A 15,600-nucleotide genomic window follows, 5' to 3' on the forward strand; every position below is an offset into this window, starting at 1 on the left:
CCAGCGGCGGCAAGGGCATCGAGCTCTTCGACAGCAACGGGCGCGCCTATATCGATGCCTCCGGCGGCGCCGCCGTTTCCTGTCTCGGTCATGGCCATCCCGACGTCATCGCCGCCATGCATCGGCAGGCCGACACGCTTGCCTATGCCCACACCAGCTTCTTCACCAGCGATGTCGCCGAAGCCTTGGCCGACCAGCTCGTCGCCGATGCGCCGGCCGGCATCAGTCACTGCTATTTCGTATCGGGCGGTTCGGAAGCGGTCGAGGCGGCGCTGAAGATGGCGCGGCAGTATTTCGTCGAGATCGGCCAGCCGCAGCGCCGTAACATCATCGCGCGCAAGCAGAGCTACCATGGCAACACGCTCGGTGCGCTCGCGGCCGGCGGCAACGAATGGCGGCGCGCGCAGTTCCGGCCGCTGCTCATCGAAACGCATCACATCGACCCATGCTTTGCCTACCGCTTCCAGGAGGCCGGCGAGACGGATCAGGACTATGCGGCGCGCGCGGCGCAGGCGCTCGAAGACAAGATCATCGAGCTCGGGCCGGAAACGGTCATGGCCTTCGTCGCCGAGACAGTCGTCGGCGCGACGGCCGGCGCGGTCCCGCCCGTAGCGGACTACCTGCATCGCATCCGCCAAATCTGCGACCGCCATGGCGTGCTCCTGATCCTCGACGAGGTGATGTGCGGCATGGGCCGCACCGGAACGCTGCATGCCTGCGAGCAGGACGGTGTTGCCCCCGATCTGACGACGATCGCCAAGGGGCTGGGCGGCGGCTATCAGCCGATTGGCGCGGTATTGCTCAGCCGGAAGATATTCGACGCCTTCTCAAACGGCTCCGGTCTCTTCCAGCATGGTCACACCTACATCTGCCACCCGATGGCCTGCGCGGCCGCGCTCGCCGTGCAGGAAGTCATCGCTCGCGACAAGTTGCTTGATAACGTCAAAGCCATGGGTGCGCATCTGGCGCGCCGGCTCGGCGAACGCTTCGGCAATCACCCCAATGTTGGCGACGTGCGCGGGCGCGGCCTGTTCATGGGCGTCGAGCTGGTGGAGGATCGTTCGACCAAGCAGCCCTTCGATCCCAAACGAAAGCTGCATGCGCGCATCAAGAAGGCCGCTATGGCGAACGGTCTTCTCGTTTACCCCATGGGCGGCACGATCGACGGCGCCAGTGGCGACCATGTGCTTCTGGCCCCACCATTCATTTGTGATCCCGCCGCGATCGACGCGATCGTCGAACGCCTCGACGATGCTATCGGAGAAGCGTTGCGGACATAGCTCGCGACAGCATCGGAGGCGACTGCAGTCGCTGGGGCGAGGCAGACAGTTTCAGAGGATCGCGTCGTTCAGAGGCTTCACCGGGCCGAGCAGGACCGAACCGGTCGGTGTGCCATTGTCGATCGGGATGGCCTGGTGGTTCGGTTCCACGACGTCGGGGGCGCCGACATCGGCTGTCACCACCACCGGTGTCTTGTTCGGCACGCGGTCGTAGAGGTCGATGATGTCCTGGTTGATCAGGCGCACGCAGCCTGACGAGACCGACTTGCCGATCGACCACCATTCGGGCGAGCCGTGCAGGCGGTAGAGCGTGTCCTGGTTGCCCTGGAACAGATAAAGCGCGCGCGCGCCGAGCGGGTTCTTCAGGCCGCCCGGCATGCCGCCATTCTTGGCGCTGTATTGCGTAAGTTCCGGCTGGCGCGCGACCATCTCGTCCGGTGGCGTCCATTTCGGCCACTTCTGCTTCCACTGCACCACGGCGTCGCCCTGCCACTCGAAACCGGCGCGGCCGAGGCCGACGCCGTAGCGGATCGCCTGGCCGCCTTCGCGCACCAGATAGAGGAAATGGTTGGTGGTATCGACGACGATGGTGCCGGGCCGCCGTCCGGTCGGATCGGGAACGATCTGGCGCAGGAACTGATGATCGATCTTCTTCACCGGAATCGCCGGAAGGTCGAAGCCATTGTCCGACATCGCCCCATACATCGTCTCATAGTCGCCGAGCGGCGGCTCGACATAGGCCTGAGGCGGCGGCGTCTGGACGGGGGCGGGGCCTTGATCGCTCGTGGTGGTGCAAGCGGAAACCGCGGCCGAAGCAGCGCCGAGCGCAGTCAGATTGAGGAAGCCACGGCGGCTGATGCGAAAGGAAGCGTCTGACATGGTTGCCTTTTCTAGGTCTTAATCCGCAAGAAAGCATGAATCCGCGGGCTTGCCGCCGGCAGCTCCAATAACAGTCGGCCGCGATAGGCGGTTCCAATTCTGGCCTGAGGGTGGACAGAAAAAGGCGAAGCTGTGATGACGCCACACATGTTGCACTGCGGCAACAGCTTCCTCAGGCGCCTGCCAAAAGGCCTTCGAGCGAGGGCAGGATCAGCCCCGGCGGGAAATCCCGATATTCGTCAGGCTGGTTGGCCCGGTTGATCCACACGGTGCGGAAGCCGAACTTTGCGGCGCCCGCGATATCCCAGCGGTTCGAGGACTGGAACGACACCGCGCCAGGATAGAGCCGCCAGCCCGTGACCACCATGTCGTACACAGACGGGTCGGTCTTGAAGCGCTTGACCTGATCGACCGAAAAGACGTCGTCGAGGATCTGGTCGAGCGCCGCCGATTTTACCGCAGCCTGCAGCATTTCCGGCGAGCCGTTGGACAGGATCGCGAGCTTCGCCCCCGACGCCTTCAACGCCTTCAGCACCGCCGGCACTTCCGGATAGCAGTCGAGCCGCCAATAGGCTTCGAGCAGCCTGGTCCTCAGGCCCCGGTCGACCGAAGGCACCTTGCGCAGCGCGAAATCCAGCGCCTGCTCGGTCAACTGCCAGAAATCGGCATAGGAGCCCATCAGCGTCCGGACCCAGGAATATTCGAGCTGCTTGGCCCGCCATATGTCGGACAGCAATTGGCCATCCGGCCCGATCTCGCCGGCATGGCGGCGCACGGCGGCGTGCACGTCGAACAACGTGCCATAGGCGTCGAAGACATAGGCCGCATGATGCATGGCAAGAGTTTTGCGACCGGCCGGCGCGGCGCGCAAGCGCTGATTGCGCCAAGTGGCCCTGGCCTCAATGATTTTCCCGGATGTCGGTTGACGCCGGCGGTCGAGCATCGTCCTATGACGCCCCTCGATCATCCATTGGACGGCAAACATGACACTGGCGGCGGCGGCGCTAACCGCGACTTGGACCTATGTGGACGGCGACTGGTACGAAGGCAATGTCGCCATTCTCGGACCGCGCAGCCACGCCATGTGGCTGGGCACCAGCGTCTTCGACGGGGCCCGCTGGTTCGAGGGCGTGGCGCCGGATCTCAATCTGCATGCCGCGCGCGTCAACGCTTCCGCCATTGCGCTTGGCCTCAAGCCGTCGATGACGGCGGAGCAGATCGTCGGGCTGACCTGGGACGGTTTGAAGAAGTTCGATGGCAACACCGCCGTCTATATCAGGCCGATGTATTGGGCCGAGCACGGCGGTTACATGGGCGTGCCCGCCGATCCGGCCTCCACGCGCTTCTGCCTCTGCCTCTACGAATCGCCGATGATCGCGCCCTCCGGCTTCTCGATCAGCGTCTCGCCGTTCCGGCGGCCTACGCTCGAGACCATGCCGACCAACGCCAAGGCCGGCTGCCTCTATCCCAACAATGGCCGTGCCATCCTCGAAGCCAAGATGCGCGGTTTCGACAATGCTCTGGTGCTGGACATGCTGGGCAACGTTGCCGAAACCGGCTCCTCCAACATCTTCCTGGTCAAGGACGGCCATGTCATGACGCCGGCGGCGAATGGCACCTTCCTCTCCGGCATCACCCGTTCGCGCACCATCAACCTGCTTGGCGACTACGGTTTCAGGACCACGGAAAAGACGCTGTCGGTCCGCGACTTCCTGGAGGCGGACGAGATATTTTCGACCGGCAACCATTCGAAGGTTGTGCCGATTACCCGCATTGAGGACCGCGACCTGCAGCCCGGACCGGTGGCCAAGAAGGCGCGCGAGCTCTATTGGGACTGGGCACATTCGACGTCCGGCGCCTGACCGTTGGCGCGTTTTGCCGTTCAGGGAAACGGTGAGCCGCCCGCCTCGTTATCTTTAGGCAATTCCGGATGGAAAACCGTTTCACACTTTTCCTGGAATTGCCTAAAAAGGCGGCTGGCGCTTCATTCCGGAGTTGCCCCAGCCCATTCCAGACCTATCTAATTCGGGTAGTTTCACCCGGATTTTTTCCACGAGGGAGTATCTTCCATGGCTTTTGAGTTGCCCGCTTTGCCTTACGACTACGAGGCCCTTCAGCCTTACATGTCGAAGGAGACGCTGGAGTACCACCACGACAAGCACCACAAGGCCTATGTCGACAACGGCAACAAGCTGGCCGCCGAGGCCGGAATGGGTGACCTGTCGGTCGAAGAGGTCGTGAAGCAGTCCTTCGGCAAGAATGCCGGGCTCTTCAACAATGCCGCCCAGCACTACAACCACATCCATTTCTGGAAGTGGATGAAGAAGGGCGGCGGCGGCAACAAGCTGCCAGGCGCGCTGCAGAAGGCCGTCGACAGCGATCTCGGTGGCTACGACAAGTTCAAGGCTGACTTCATCGCCGCCGGCACCACTCAGTTCGGTTCCGGCTGGGCCTGGCTCTCGGTCAAGGATGGCAAGCTCGCGATCTCGAAGACCCCGAACGGCGAGAACCCGCTGGTCCACGGCGGTTCGCCGATCCTCGGCGTCGACGTGTGGGAGCACTCCTATTACATCGACTACCGCAACGCGCGGCCGAAATATCTCGAGGCCTTCGTCGACAGCCTCATCAACTGGGACTATGTCCTGGAAATGTATGAGAAAGCCAAAGGCTGACTCCCTTGGAAGAAAAGCCCCGGCATGCCGGGGCTTTTCTTTATCCGCCAACACAGGAGATTGATCGCGACCGGTAAATTGTGACGGCGCCGGGGGAATATTTGTGCCGCTGGCTCCGTTAACATCTGGTCGCGAACTTTATTCACTACGGAGCCATTGAATGAGAAAGCTCGTCCTCGCCATCTCCATTCTCGCATTTGCCGGTTCGGCCGCTTTCGCTGATCCGGTCAAGGACCGTCAGGACCTGATGAAGGAGCGCGGCAAGCTTGCCGGGCAATTGTCCAAGGTGGTGAAGGGCGAGGAAGATTTCGACGCCGCAGCCGTGCTGAAGACCCTGCAGGCTATGCAGGCCAATGCCGAGAAGTTCGACGTCCAGAAGCTCTTTCCTGCCGGCAGCGACCAGGGCGACACCACCGCGGCGCCCAAGATCTGGGAAGACATGTCCGGCTTCAAGGCCGCCGAGGACAAGTTCCTGGCGAACACCAAGGCCGCGGTCGCGTCGCCGCCTGGCGATGTCGACGGCTTAAAGACACAGCTCAACACGCTTGGCGGCGATTGCGGCGCCTGCCACCAGAGCTACAGGGTCAAGAAGGGCTGATCGCCTGACATGGGCTGGCTGAAGAAGCTCGTCGGCGCCGTCATCGTGCTTGGTGGCGTCGGCGCGGTCGCCGGCTGGGTCCTGTCGGCGCCGGCCCGGCTTGACGGGGAGACCCTCTCTCAGCTTGGCCCCGGCGACGCCGCAAAGGGCAAACGCATCTTCTATGCCGGCGGCTGCACGTCCTGCCACGCCAGGCCCGGCGCCCAAGGCGATGCCCGCCTAGAGCTGGCCGGCGGGCTGGAACTGAAAACCCCCTTCGGCACCTTCGTGCCGCCCAACATCTCGCAAGACCGGCAAGACGGGATCGGCGCGTGGAGCGAGGAAGATTTCGCCAACGCCATGCTGAAGGGCGTTTCGCCCTCCGGCGAGCATCTCTATCCGGCCTTTCCCTACGCGTCCTACGCGCGCATGAAGCTGGCCGACACCGCCGACCTCTACGCCTTCATGAAGACACTGCCGGCCGTCGCCGGCAAGGCGCCGGATCACAAGCTCAGCTTTCCCTTCAACATCCGGCGCGGCATCGGTCTTTGGAAGCGGCTCTATCTCAGCCCTGAACCGGTCGTCGCGCTGGCGGACGGCTCTCCGGACAAGGTGCTGACCGGCCGCTATCTGGTCGAGGGTCCGGGCCATTGCGGCGAATGTCATACGCCTCGCGACTTCGCCGGCGGCGTGAAGAAAGCCGAGTGGTTGGCGGGCGCAATCGCCGCCGAAGGCTCAGGCATCGTGCCCAATATCACCCCAGGCGGGAGCGGTATCAAGAGCTGGTCGGAGGCCGACATCGCCAACTATCTCGAAACCGGCTTCACGCCCGATTTCGATTCCGTCGGCGGCTCGATGGTCGATGTCCAGCGAAACATGGCGCAACTGACCGCAGACGACCGCGCCGCGATCGCGGCCTATCTCAAGGCGATCCCGGCGCATCCCAATGGCTACCCGGCGCGCAAGCCGGCGAGCTGATCAGACGATGTTCGCCAGCGCGTCGAACAGCGCGAGGTTGAAATCCTTGGCGTTGTCGATAATGGCCGCTGGCTGCGACGAGACCTTGGCGATGACCATCTCGGCACGGGGATCGACATAGAGCCACTGGCCATGAATGCCGAGCGCGAAGAAGGCGCCGTTGCCGGTGCCGGTCTGGTACCATTTGTTGTGATAGCGGCCATGCGGCAGCCATGACACGGAGGTGCTTTGCGCCCAGGCCTCGCGCGATCCACCGGTGACGGTGTCGTCGACCCATTCTTGCGAGACAATCCGACGGCCGTTGGCCACGCCGCCCTGCCGCATCATTTCGCCGAGGCGGGCAAGATCGCGCGGCGTCATGTTGATGCCACCGCCCGTGCGCGGCGTGCCGGCCCTGTCGACGGTGACATAGGCATCCTGCCTGGCGCCGAGCGGCTGGAAAAGGCGCTCCGAAGCGAGGTCCGCGAAGCGCTGCCCTGAGGCGCCACGGATGATCAGGCCGAGCACATCGGAGTTGGGCGAAGCGTAGTGGTAGGCGCCGCCGTGCTCGCCCTTGCCCTTCTTCAATCCGGCAATGAACTCGATGACGGTTTCGATCTGGTCGTTGGGGCCGGACGGGTCCAGCAGCCCGGCGCGCCGATAGCGGGCATGGGAGCCGTGCGGGTCATGATAGACTTCCTCGAAATCAAGGCTCACCCTCATGTCGAGCACATCGCGCACCCGCGCGTCGCCATAGGCCGAGGATTTAAGTTCAGGAACATAGTGCGGCACCAGCTCGTCGAAATCGAGCACGCCGTCGTCGCGCAAAATGCCGGCGACGATCGAGGTGATCGACTTGCTGACCGAGAACAGGATGTGCCGGCTCTGCAAAGTGAAATTCGGCGCATGGAAGTCGGCGACGATGCGGCCGGATTTCATGACGACCATGGCGTCGGTGAAGGTTTCACGCAGGGCCTCGGCGACCGTGATACGGCGATCGCCGAGCAGAAATGTCTCCCGAAGCAGGCCTTCGGCGTCGGCGGCCGGTTCCTCCGACAGCCCCGCTGTTGCCGCGATTCGAGCTGTCGGCGCGAGCTCGCAGACGTTGCGGAAGGCCCAGACATTCCAGGGCGCGGCACGCCAATTGCCGAGCCGCACCTCTTCGCGCTCGAAACCATAGGTCGTCTTGAAGGCCGATTGCTTAGTCATGAATGGGTAATCCCTCGGTCGGCGTGCGGCAAAGACTCGCGAAAACATTCGCCGAAGCTGTCTCACATGGACGAGGTCACGCTGTCTTCCTCCAGCCGCACAGCGCCGCCCAGCCAGCAGCCGCTGGGACGTCCGTCCTCGAGACGGAAGCGAACCAGTATTTCCGAGGGGCGCTGCATGGCGCGTCCCTGGCGGATGGTGATCCGTCGCTCCGACGCCTCCACCATCCCGTCCGCGAGCAGGCCGAACGACAGCGCCGATGCGGCAATCCCGGTGGCCGCGTCTTCGGGATAGCCGGACGATTTCGGGAACTGGCGCGCGTCGACGATCCGCGCGTCCTTGTCGAAGACCGCATAAGGATAGAGGCCGGTGGAGCCGATGCGCTCGCACAGGTCCTCGATCCTCGTGAAGTCCGGGTTGAGGCTGTCGAGGATCGCCACGCTCTTCAGCGGGACGAGCGTCTTGACCCGGCTGGTCGCCGCGTTCCGGATCGGTTGCGATGCGAGGTCGTCGGGCTGGATGCCGAGGATATCGATGATGTCTGCCCGGTCACGGTCGACGTCGGGCAGCGCTTCGACGCGGCCCGCTGGCTGCGAAATCTCGACGGCCGCGCCGTTTTCGGTCCGCTCGCGGATCCTGGCTTCGACGCGGCCGCTCTTAGTCCAGATTGCCAGTTCGTCGCCAGGCAGTTTGCCCAGCCGGTCGAGCAGCCACAATGCGCCGACCGTTGCATGCCCGCACATCGACATTTCGTGATTGGGAACCCAGAAACGGAACTCGAAATCGCAATCCGAAGCCGGCGGCGGCGGAAGGACGAAACCGCTCTCGAGGCCGAAGGAGCGAGCGACCTGCTGCATGTCGGCATCCGACATACCGGCTGCATCGGCCACGATCGGCGCCGGATTGCCGCCATGGGGGCCGGCCGCGAACACACTGACAAGTTGGACGTCGGAACCCATTCTTACCCTATGGCCATCGCGCAGGATTTCACTGCACTAAGCCTACCGGGGCGGCGGTCCTGCCGCGCGTTCGAACGGGCCTTAGATTTTGCTCGACTGGGCCAACAGCCTGCGGATATCCGAAGGCGAGCGCCCATCCGAACGCCGCATCGCATGGGCGAGTGCGGCGCCGCTCTCGAACCCGACCCGGAAAGCGATCTCGCCGACCGGCAGGTCGGTTCCGCCAAGGAGCTCGCGCGCCGTCTGCAGGCGGATGCGCAGCTGGAACTCGCCTACCGAAAAACCGGTGCCTTCACGGAACAGGCGCGTGATGTGGCGTCTGGAAATGCCGAAGCGGTCCGCCAGCGCGTCGAGCGGAATTTGCTCGTCGGCGTGCTGCGTCAGATATTCCTTGAGGTCCTCGACCAGCGCCATGCCGTGCTCGCGTTGCGTGGCGCCACTCATGGCCTCTCCGGCCATCACCTCGGCAATGCACTGTATGAGCAGCGCGGATGTCAGGGAGTGCTTGACCCCGGAATTGCCATAGGCGCCGCGCCCGTTGCGAAGCGACAGCGCCTGCAGCGCCCGCACGGTGGCGCTACGGCGGACCAGGGTCGTGGTGCGCGTGCGGCGGTGGAATTCGCTTAGCGAGCCTGCTTCCCGGTCGAGGCGGCGAAGAATTGCGCCGGTGACGTAGAGCGCGACGTGCCGATGGGCGCCGATCGCCGCCCGTGTCTCATGCGCCCGGTTCGGCGGCACCACGGCGAACCGGTCCTGCGACAGCCACGCGCCCTCACGCCGGTCTTCGTGCTTGAGCTCGACGGTGCCCTGGCTCGGCAGGATGAACATCAGGCAATCATGCCAGTGCCACGGCATGGCGTAGGCGCCGCTGCCGGCCACGGCCGCATGCTCCTCGTCGGCCGAGATCAGCAGGTCGGCCCTTGCCGTGTCGCGCAGTTGCTCGAATGACCTCAGCATTCCTGGGCCCGAATTGATCGCCCGCCAGATTAGCAGCGGCAGAGGTATCCGGACAATCGGCCAGGGGCTCGATCCCTGGCGCGCACCGGTTTACGCCTTATGGGTGGCGGTCGCCGAGGAAATCGAAGCCGTTCTCGAAGAAATGATTGTAGTTGCAGGTCATTTCCTCGCCCGGAGCGATGTCGCGCAGCGCGAAGGCTTCCTCGGGCGAGGACACGTCGCAGTTCGGATCGTCGGCGTGGTTCATGTAGCGCGCGTCGTCCGCCTCGAAGACGATGAAGTTCGGATCGCGCCGGTCCGGGTAGGAATAGCGGTCGAGATAGGATTTCACCGGGCCGGTTTCGCCCTCATAGGTCTCGACCGGGATGCGCCGGTCGAACCGCGGGTCCAGCTTCCAGATCAGCGTACCCCGAGGGATGCCGTGCTTGGCGAAGACGCCAATGCCCTGGATGGGCGATTTGTCGAGATAGACGTCGACGAGCAGCATGATTGACCCTTGTGCGATTGTAGCCTGTCGGGGCTACCGGAAAAATCGTGCTTTGGGTAGCGCGCGACTACCGCAATTGCGAGTGAAAATGAGCAAAGCGGAGTTCAAAAAATCATGACCACGAGGGTCGCCGGCAGGCCTCGCCGTTCGGTGGATGGCGTCAGCGCTGCTGCAGGACCAGACGGACGCCCAAGGCGCAATAGATGCCGCCGACAACCTTGCCCTGCCATTTCACCACCGATGGATTTCGGCGAAGAAATTTACCGAGGCCACCGGCGCTCACCGCGAAGACGATCGTGCTGAAAAGACCCAATAAGACAAAGATTACCCCGAATGTCATGAACTGGAGCATCACGGACCCGTTTTGCGGGCGAACGAATTGCGGCAGGAAGGCAAGGAAGAAAAGCGTGGTCTTGGGATTGAGCACTTCGGTGAGGACCGCTTGTCGAAACGCCTTGCGGGGGGAGATCGCAGGCGCGCCAGCAGCCGGATTGGCCGGCGCTTTCTCGATGATCGCGCGTATGCCGAGATAAACGAGGTAGGCCGCGCCGATGTACTTTACGATGCTGAACAGCGTTGCCGAGGTGGCGATTATGGCCGAGATGCCGATCATCGCCATGACGGTATGAAATACGTCGCCGGCCGCGATCCCTGTGCCGGTGGCGATCCCGACCCTGGTTCCCGAACTCGTTGCGCGAGCGATCGTCAACAGCGTGGCTGGACCCGGAATGAAGACAAAGCCGAGCACAATCGCGATGTAGGCGATCAATGTCGACAAATCGATCATCGGAGTGTCTCCTCGGAGAAGCGCGCCTTGCCCGTCACTTTCAGTGCGAATGAATAAGTATAGGCGATCTCCTCTAGCCGCGAGAAGCGGCCCGAAGCGCCGGCATGGCCGGAATCCATGTTGATCTTGAAGAGAACAGGGTTGTCGTCCGCTTTTCGCTCGCGCAGCCGCGCCACCCATTTCGCCGGCTCCCAATAGGTCACGCGCGGATCGGTGAGGCCGGCAAGCGCCAGGATCGGCGGATATTTCAGCGCGCCGACATTGTCGTAAGGCGAATAGGCGGCGATCGTATTGTAATCCTCGGCGGAGGCGATCGGGTTGCCCCATTCAGGCCACTCCGGCGGCGTCAGCGGCAGGCTGGCGTCGAGCATCGTCGTCAGCACGTCGACGAACGGCACCTCGGCGATGATGCCGCCGAAGCATTCGGGCGCCATGTTGGCGATTGCGCCCACCAGCATGCCGCCGGCCGAGCCGCCTTGCGCCACGATGCGATCATGCCGCGTGTAGCGCTCGGCGACGAGGTGGCGCGCACAAGCGATGAAATCGGTGAAGGTGTTCATCTTCTTCGACCGCTTGCCGTCGTCGTACCAGCCGTAGCCCTTGTCCTTGCCGCCGCGCACATGCGCGATGGCGTAGACGAAGCCGCGGTCGACCAGCGACAGGCAATTGGTATTGAAGGCGGCCGGGACTGTGATGCCGTAAGAGCCATAGCCGTAAAGCAGGCAGGGCGCGGAGCCGTCGAGCGGCGTGTCGCGATGGTGCAGAAGCGAGATCGGCACCAGTTCGCCGTCGGCGGCGGGAGCCATCAGCCGGCGTGTCACATAGTGCTCCGGATCATGGCCAGAGGGTACTTCCTGCGTCTTCTGCAGCACCCGCTCGCGGCTGCGCATGTTGTAGTCGAAGATCTGCGCCGGCGTCGTCATCGACGAATAGGTGAAGCGCATCATCTCGGTGTCGTATTCATAGGAGCCGGAAAGGCCGAGCGAGAAGGCCTCCTCGTCGAAGGAGATGATGTGCTCCTCACCGCTATCGCGGTCACGCACGACGATGCGCGGCAGGCCGTCCTTGCGTTCCAGCCTGACCATGTAGTGCCTGAAGCCGAGTACCGACAGGATCAGCCGGCCGGGCTCATGCGGCACCAGTTCCGTCCAGTTGGCGCGCACCGGGTTTTCGACTGGCGCCGTCATGATCTTGAAGTCCTTGGCGCCGTCGGCGTTGGTCAGGATGAAGAAGACGTCGCCGCCTTCCTCGAGATCGTATTGCAGGCCGGTTTCGCGCACCGCCACCAGCTTCGGTTCGGCGAACGGTTCGCCGGCGGGCAGCAACCGATACTCGGAAGTCTCATGGTCGTTGATGCCGATCATGATCCAGTCATTGGCGCGCGTGCCGCCGACATCCATGAAAAAGCCGGGATCGGTCTCCTCGTAGATCAGACGGTCGTTCTCCGGGCTGTCGCCGAGCGCATGGAAGAATACCTTGGAGGGGCGGTGGTTGTCGTCGAGACGGGTGTAGAAGAACCCGTCGTCCCCGGCGGTCCACACGCCGCCGCCGCCCGTGTCCGGGATCTGGTCGGCGAGTTCGCCGCCGCTTGCGATGTCGCGCACGCGCAGCGTGAAGAACTCCGAGCCCTTGTCGTCGAAGGCCCAGAGCAGCTTCCTGTGGTCGGCCGAATGGTCGACGCCGCCGAGGCGGAAATAGGGCTTCCCTTCCGCTTCCGCGTCGCCGTCGAGCAGGATCTCGTCGGCGCCGCCGTCGCGCGGCGTGCGGAAATAGCGCGGCTGCTCGCCGCCTTGCCGGAAGGATGAGCCATAGGCATAGGGCCCGTCCTTCATCGGCACCGTCGAGTCGTCCTCCTTGATGCGCCCCTTCATCTCGGCGAAGAGCTTGGCGCGCAGCTCGGCCGTGTCTGCCATCAGCGCGGCCTGGTAGGCGTTCTCCGCTTCGAGGTGCGCGCGGATCCGGCTGTCGAGCAGGGAAGGGTCCCGGAACACGGCCTGCCAGTTGTCGGCCCGCATCCAGGCGTAGTCATCCGTGCGCGTGATGCCGTGGTGCGTATCGGAGACCGGAAGTTTCTCTGGCTTCGGCGGGCTGGCGTCCGGGAAAGCGGAAGATCTGCTCATTACGTCTCGCTAAGGATTGCTTGAATGGTGAATGAACACGCCGCTCGATTGAGGGTTCAAGGGCGTGCTTGAAGGAAGTCCAGGGAAGCATAAGTCGAAAGGGAAAAGATGAAGTCCTGTGTCAATGCCGCCTTGGCCCTTGCTGTCGTTTCGGCAGCCCCGGCCTTCTCCACTCAGTCTCATGCAACCGTGTTCGCCGCATGGCAAGTGGCGTGCGTGCCGTTCGGCGATACGCTCAACGCGCGTAAGTATCCCTCAGCGCGTCGCACAGGCAGGCGCCTATCCGAACGACGCGGTCCTTCAGATGACGGGCCGTTGCACCGGCGGCGTCGGTCTGCACGATATTGCCGGCCAGCCGCGCTGGAAACAGCGCCAGGCGGTTCGCTCCCGCCGGTTCGGGATCTGGCACGACCGGCGAGGAACCGTCGCTTCGTCACCGGCTGGGTCTGCGGCAAGTATATCGCGCGGTATTGAGAGATCGACCGCGGCCAGCCCGATGCTTGTGGCAGTGTAGGAAACGTGCCCTGCAACCCCTGGACTGTAGGATTCATCATGCCGGCGCTGTCGGCGGCCAAGCATTAGCCAAGCATCAACAGGCGTGCTGGAGGCCGCCGGGCGTGTAAATCCGCATTGACGCGACGTCAGCGCTGGCTGGTCCGGCCAGAAGAATCTCGCTAAGTTACACAGTGCACGATTTTTTGAAGCTGAATCGGCAATATTTGATGAATATCACCGAATATAGTCAATCGGCGAATTGACTTACTTGCAGCTCAGCGTCATTAAGATGATGCGACGCGAATCGTGGAGCGTTTCCTGCATGAAATTCGCGCGATGCCCGATCCTACAAAAAGGGCGCAGTTAAGAATCAACTCTCGTTGGGGCCTGAGCACAATGGATATCGTCGAAACACCTTCAAGAAATAGTGACGCGCTGATCGAGCTGACCGCCGATGTCGTCGCTGCTTATGTCAGCAACAACCCGGTGCCGGTCGGTGAACTGCCGAATCTGATCGCCGATGTGCATGCCGCCCTTGGCCGTGTCGGCGGCGGCACGGAGCAGCCTTCGACCGAGAAGCAGAAGCCGGCCGTCAACCCGAAGCGTTCCGTGCACGATGACTACATCGTGTGCCTGGAGGACGGCAAGAAGTTCAAGTCGCTGAAGCGCCACCTGATGACCCACTATAATCTCACGCCGGAAGAATACCGCGAGAAGTGGGGCCTGGATGCCAACTACCCGATGGTCGCCCCCAATTACGCGGCGGCCCGTTCGCAGCTCGCCAAGAAGATGGGCCTTGGCCGCAAGCGCAAGGGCCGCTGACGGCGCGACGCCAAACAGGCAATTCGACGGCGCCCTCCGGGCGCCGTTTTGCTTTTCGGTGAAGGGTTATAGCCTGGCCGCGAATCAGGCGGTCTGCTTCAACGCCGCCTCGGCGTCCCGCTTGATGCGCTTGACCATCGAGCGCAGGCCATTGGCTCGTTGCGGCGACAGGTGCTCGTCGAGGCCAAGCTCCTTGAGCGTCGCTTCGGCATCGGTCGCCTGGATCTCACTGGCCGGCCGGCCCGAGAACAACGCCAGCATGATGGCGACCAGCCCGCGCACGATATGAGCGTCCGAATCGCCCTGGAAGGTGATGGCCGGATCGACGCCCGGTCCTTGTTCCGTCGTCAGCCACACCTGGCTGACGCAGCCCGGCACCTTGTTGGCCGCGGTGCGCTCGGCCTCAGGAAAGGGCGGCAGGGCCTCGCCGAGCTCGATGACGTAGCGATAGCGGTCTTCCCACTCGTCGAGCAGGGAAAAGTCGTCACGGATCGTCTGGATCGGGGTCGTCATAGTCCCGGATATAGTGACACGGTGCGGCCGCGTCACGGAAAAAGAAAGACGCCGCGGGCGTTGAGAGGTCGGACGGGCCCGCGGCGGTAGAGCAATTCCAGGAAAAGTGCCTAGCGGTTTTCCGCCCGGAATTGCGCCAAGCTAAGAGAGAGCAAACGGCCGAGGAAGGTCTCAGTTCTTGGCGGTCAGCATCACCGGGATGTTGACCTTGGCGGGCAGCACGATGTCCTCGGCGACGCTGCCGGTCGAGGCCGGCGCATCCGCGACCTTGGTGCCGGGCGCAGCCGCCTGTTGCGACTGCTGGTCGTCCAGCATGGAGGCGGCGATCCTTGCGGTTTCCTTGGCCCGGACTGAAATGGTGTACATGGCCGATTTGCCGGTTTCGCAGACATCGGGCTTGCGCTCGCAGATGCCGGCAATGTCGCCGACAGCTTCACGCGCCGCGAACAGCGCCTGGATCGGTCCGACGCTCTCGTGCCCGTTCTCGTCCGGTCCGACGCCCAGCGGCAGGGCGAGCAGCACCAGCGAAAACCAGAAAGCCATCCTGATCAGAAAGCCCATCTCAATGCCTCTCGTTCGCGACGGATCATGCATCAGCCGGCATGACCTCTTTTATGGGCGGGATAGTGGCACGGGCGCGCAAAGGACGGCTTGCGTGGAAAGCGCGGATTTTCCTCAAATTTTATACAAATTCGAAAGGATTGGTTTTGCTGTCGATTTATCTCGAATCTCATCGATCGCATTAACTCTACGATAACCATATATCTTTCTGTTTTTGAACGATTTTTCGATCCGTAACAGATAGCCGGCTTCGGTTCTGGCCAATTTCGGCACACCCATTGCGGCTAACGCACCGTTTACCATGGCGCCAACTCGGCATGCGACG

17 protein-coding genes are annotated in these 15,600 nt (G+C 63.1%); 6 read left to right on the forward strand and 11 right to left on the reverse strand.

The genetic code is table 11. The features are described 5' to 3' along the window. A partial coding sequence (locus Q0L57_RS09590; RefSeq protein ID WP_296741597.1) for an aspartate aminotransferase family protein occupies window positions 1-1,280 on the forward strand: 1,280 nt, incomplete at its 5' end. Window positions 1,281-1,331: 51 nt separating this feature from the next. On the opposite strand, the gene Q0L57_RS09595 is transcribed toward Q0L57_RS09590, so the two are convergent. Continuing rightward, window positions 1,332-2,159, reverse strand: a complete 828-nt coding sequence (locus Q0L57_RS09595; RefSeq protein ID WP_296741599.1) for a L,D-transpeptidase — start codon at window positions 2,157-2,159, stop codon at window positions 1,332-1,334. Between the two features lie 172 nt (window positions 2,160-2,331). After that, the gene (locus tag Q0L57_RS09600; RefSeq protein ID WP_296741602.1) at window positions 2,332-2,994 is read right to left on the reverse strand and encodes a haloacid dehalogenase type II; all 663 of its coding nucleotides are present in this window, start codon (window positions 2,992-2,994) and stop codon (window positions 2,332-2,334) included. 148 nt (window positions 2,995-3,142) lie between these two features. Here Q0L57_RS09600 and Q0L57_RS09605 point away from each other — a divergent pair, with 148 nt between their 5' ends. The 4 genes from Q0L57_RS09605 to Q0L57_RS09620 all read left to right on the forward strand — a co-directional run bounded on the left by Q0L57_RS09605 (window position 3,143) and on the right by Q0L57_RS09620 (window position 6,386). Continuing rightward, window positions 3,143-4,021, forward strand: coding sequence for a branched-chain amino acid aminotransferase (locus tag Q0L57_RS09605; RefSeq protein ID WP_296741605.1), 879 nt, complete (start codon window positions 3,143-3,145; stop codon window positions 4,019-4,021). A 207-nt stretch (window positions 4,022-4,228) separates the two neighbouring features. Continuing rightward, the gene (locus tag Q0L57_RS09610; RefSeq protein ID WP_296741608.1) at window positions 4,229-4,831 is read left to right on the forward strand and encodes a superoxide dismutase; all 603 of its coding nucleotides are present in this window, start codon (window positions 4,229-4,231) and stop codon (window positions 4,829-4,831) included. A gap of 160 nt (window positions 4,832-4,991) precedes the next feature. Next, on the forward strand, window positions 4,992-5,429 hold the full coding sequence (locus tag Q0L57_RS09615; RefSeq protein ID WP_296741611.1) for a cytochrome c: 438 nt from the start codon (window positions 4,992-4,994) through the stop codon (window positions 5,427-5,429). Window positions 5,430-5,438: 9 nt separating this feature from the next. Beyond that, window positions 5,439-6,386: a cytochrome c gene (locus Q0L57_RS09620; RefSeq protein WP_296741614.1), complete on the forward strand. Its 948-nt coding sequence runs from the start codon at window positions 5,439-5,441 to the stop codon at window positions 6,384-6,386. Here Q0L57_RS09620 and Q0L57_RS09625 read toward each other — a convergent pair whose 3' ends face one another. The 7 genes from Q0L57_RS09625 to Q0L57_RS34235 all read right to left on the reverse strand — a co-directional run bounded on the left by Q0L57_RS09625 (window position 6,387) and on the right by Q0L57_RS34235 (window position 13,293). Beyond that, a complete protein-coding gene (locus tag Q0L57_RS09625) occupies window positions 6,387-7,574 on the reverse strand; it encodes a serine hydrolase (RefSeq protein ID WP_296741616.1) in 1,188 nt (395 codons plus the stop codon). It abuts the gene before it with no gap. Between the two features lie 62 nt (window positions 7,575-7,636). Next, window positions 7,637-8,533 carry a PhzF family phenazine biosynthesis protein gene (locus Q0L57_RS09630; protein ID WP_296741619.1) on the reverse strand — a complete coding sequence of 299 codons (897 nt, stop codon included), beginning with the start codon at window positions 8,531-8,533 and terminating at the stop codon, window positions 7,637-7,639. 81 nt (window positions 8,534-8,614) lie between these two features. Then, a complete protein-coding gene (locus Q0L57_RS09635) occupies window positions 8,615-9,490 on the reverse strand; it encodes a helix-turn-helix domain-containing protein (protein WP_296741628.1) in 876 nt (291 codons plus the stop codon). Window positions 9,491-9,587: 97 nt separating this feature from the next. After that, window positions 9,588-9,977, reverse strand: a complete 390-nt coding sequence (locus tag Q0L57_RS09640) for an SET domain-containing protein-lysine N-methyltransferase (RefSeq protein ID WP_296741629.1) — start codon at window positions 9,975-9,977, stop codon at window positions 9,588-9,590. Window positions 9,978-10,137: 160 nt separating this feature from the next. Further along, entirely contained in the window at window positions 10,138-10,764 is a 627-nt protein-coding gene (locus Q0L57_RS09645) for a LysE family translocator (protein WP_296741631.1), read from the reverse strand. Next, window positions 10,761-12,884 carry a S9 family peptidase gene (locus tag Q0L57_RS09650; protein ID WP_296741633.1) on the reverse strand — a complete coding sequence of 708 codons (2,124 nt, stop codon included), beginning with the start codon at window positions 12,882-12,884 and terminating at the stop codon, window positions 10,761-10,763. Before Q0L57_RS09650 ends, Q0L57_RS09645 begins: the two co-directional genes overlap by 4 nt. Before the next feature lie 235 nt (window positions 12,885-13,119). Beyond that, window positions 13,120-13,293 carry a hypothetical protein gene (locus Q0L57_RS34235; protein ID WP_366940886.1) on the reverse strand — a complete coding sequence of 58 codons (174 nt, stop codon included), beginning with the start codon at window positions 13,291-13,293 and terminating at the stop codon, window positions 13,120-13,122. 482 nt (window positions 13,294-13,775) lie between these two features. Between Q0L57_RS34235 and Q0L57_RS09660 the strand changes: the two genes are divergently transcribed. After that, window positions 13,776-14,201 (forward strand): MucR family transcriptional regulator, encoded by a 426-nt coding sequence (locus tag Q0L57_RS09660; RefSeq protein WP_296741681.1) that lies wholly within the window; start codon window positions 13,776-13,778, stop codon window positions 14,199-14,201. Between the two features lie 84 nt (window positions 14,202-14,285). On the opposite strand, the gene Q0L57_RS09665 is transcribed toward Q0L57_RS09660, so the two are convergent. Continuing rightward, the gene (locus tag Q0L57_RS09665) at window positions 14,286-14,714 is read right to left on the reverse strand and encodes a SufE family protein (RefSeq protein ID WP_296741642.1); all 429 of its coding nucleotides are present in this window, start codon (window positions 14,712-14,714) and stop codon (window positions 14,286-14,288) included. A 171-nt stretch (window positions 14,715-14,885) separates the two neighbouring features. Then, entirely contained in the window at window positions 14,886-15,275 is a 390-nt protein-coding gene (locus tag Q0L57_RS09670) for a DUF5330 domain-containing protein (protein ID WP_296741643.1), read from the reverse strand. Window positions 15,276-15,600: the final 325 nt, after the last annotated feature.

Source organism: Mesorhizobium sp. (assembly GCF_024509055.1).
Lineage (GTDB): Bacteria > Pseudomonadota > Alphaproteobacteria > Rhizobiales > Rhizobiaceae > Mesorhizobium.

Excerpts from the sequence above, each read along its gene's own strand:
- Q0L57_RS09640 (WP_296741629.1), bottom strand. The coding sequence starts at position 9,977 with ATGCTGCTCGTCGACGTCTATCTCGACAAATCGCCCATCCAGGGCATT.
- Q0L57_RS09630 (WP_296741619.1), bottom strand. The coding sequence starts at position 8,533 with ATGGGTTCCGACGTCCAACTTGTCAGTGTGTTCGCGGCCGGCCCCCAT.
- Q0L57_RS09635 (WP_296741628.1), bottom strand. The coding sequence starts at position 9,490 with ATGCTGAGGTCATTCGAGCAACTGCGCGACACGGCAAGGGCCGACCTG.
- Q0L57_RS09605 (WP_296741605.1), top strand. The coding sequence starts at position 3,143 with ATGACACTGGCGGCGGCGGCGCTAACCGCGACTTGGACCTATGTGGAC.
- Q0L57_RS09600 (WP_296741602.1), bottom strand. The coding sequence starts at position 2,994 with ATGCATCATGCGGCCTATGTCTTCGACGCCTATGGCACGTTGTTCGAC.
- Q0L57_RS09660 (WP_296741681.1), top strand. The coding sequence starts at position 13,776 with ATGGATATCGTCGAAACACCTTCAAGAAATAGTGACGCGCTGATCGAG.
- Q0L57_RS09665 (WP_296741642.1), bottom strand. The coding sequence starts at position 14,714 with ATGACGACCCCGATCCAGACGATCCGTGACGACTTTTCCCTGCTCGAC.
- Q0L57_RS09645 (WP_296741631.1), bottom strand. The coding sequence starts at position 10,764 with ATGATCGATTTGTCGACATTGATCGCCTACATCGCGATTGTGCTCGGC.
- Q0L57_RS09615 (WP_296741611.1), top strand. The coding sequence starts at position 4,992 with ATGAGAAAGCTCGTCCTCGCCATCTCCATTCTCGCATTTGCCGGTTCG.
- Q0L57_RS09625 (WP_296741616.1), bottom strand. The coding sequence starts at position 7,574 with ATGACTAAGCAATCGGCCTTCAAGACGACCTATGGTTTCGAGCGCGAA.
- Q0L57_RS09650 (WP_296741633.1), bottom strand. The coding sequence starts at position 12,884 with ATGAGCAGATCTTCCGCTTTCCCGGACGCCAGCCCGCCGAAGCCAGAG.
- Q0L57_RS09620 (WP_296741614.1), top strand. The coding sequence starts at position 5,439 with ATGGGCTGGCTGAAGAAGCTCGTCGGCGCCGTCATCGTGCTTGGTGGC.
- Q0L57_RS09595 (WP_296741599.1), bottom strand. The coding sequence starts at position 2,159 with ATGTCAGACGCTTCCTTTCGCATCAGCCGCCGTGGCTTCCTCAATCTG.
- Q0L57_RS09670 (WP_296741643.1), bottom strand. The coding sequence starts at position 15,275 with ATGGGCTTTCTGATCAGGATGGCTTTCTGGTTTTCGCTGGTGCTGCTC.
- Q0L57_RS09610 (WP_296741608.1), top strand. The coding sequence starts at position 4,229 with ATGGCTTTTGAGTTGCCCGCTTTGCCTTACGACTACGAGGCCCTTCAG.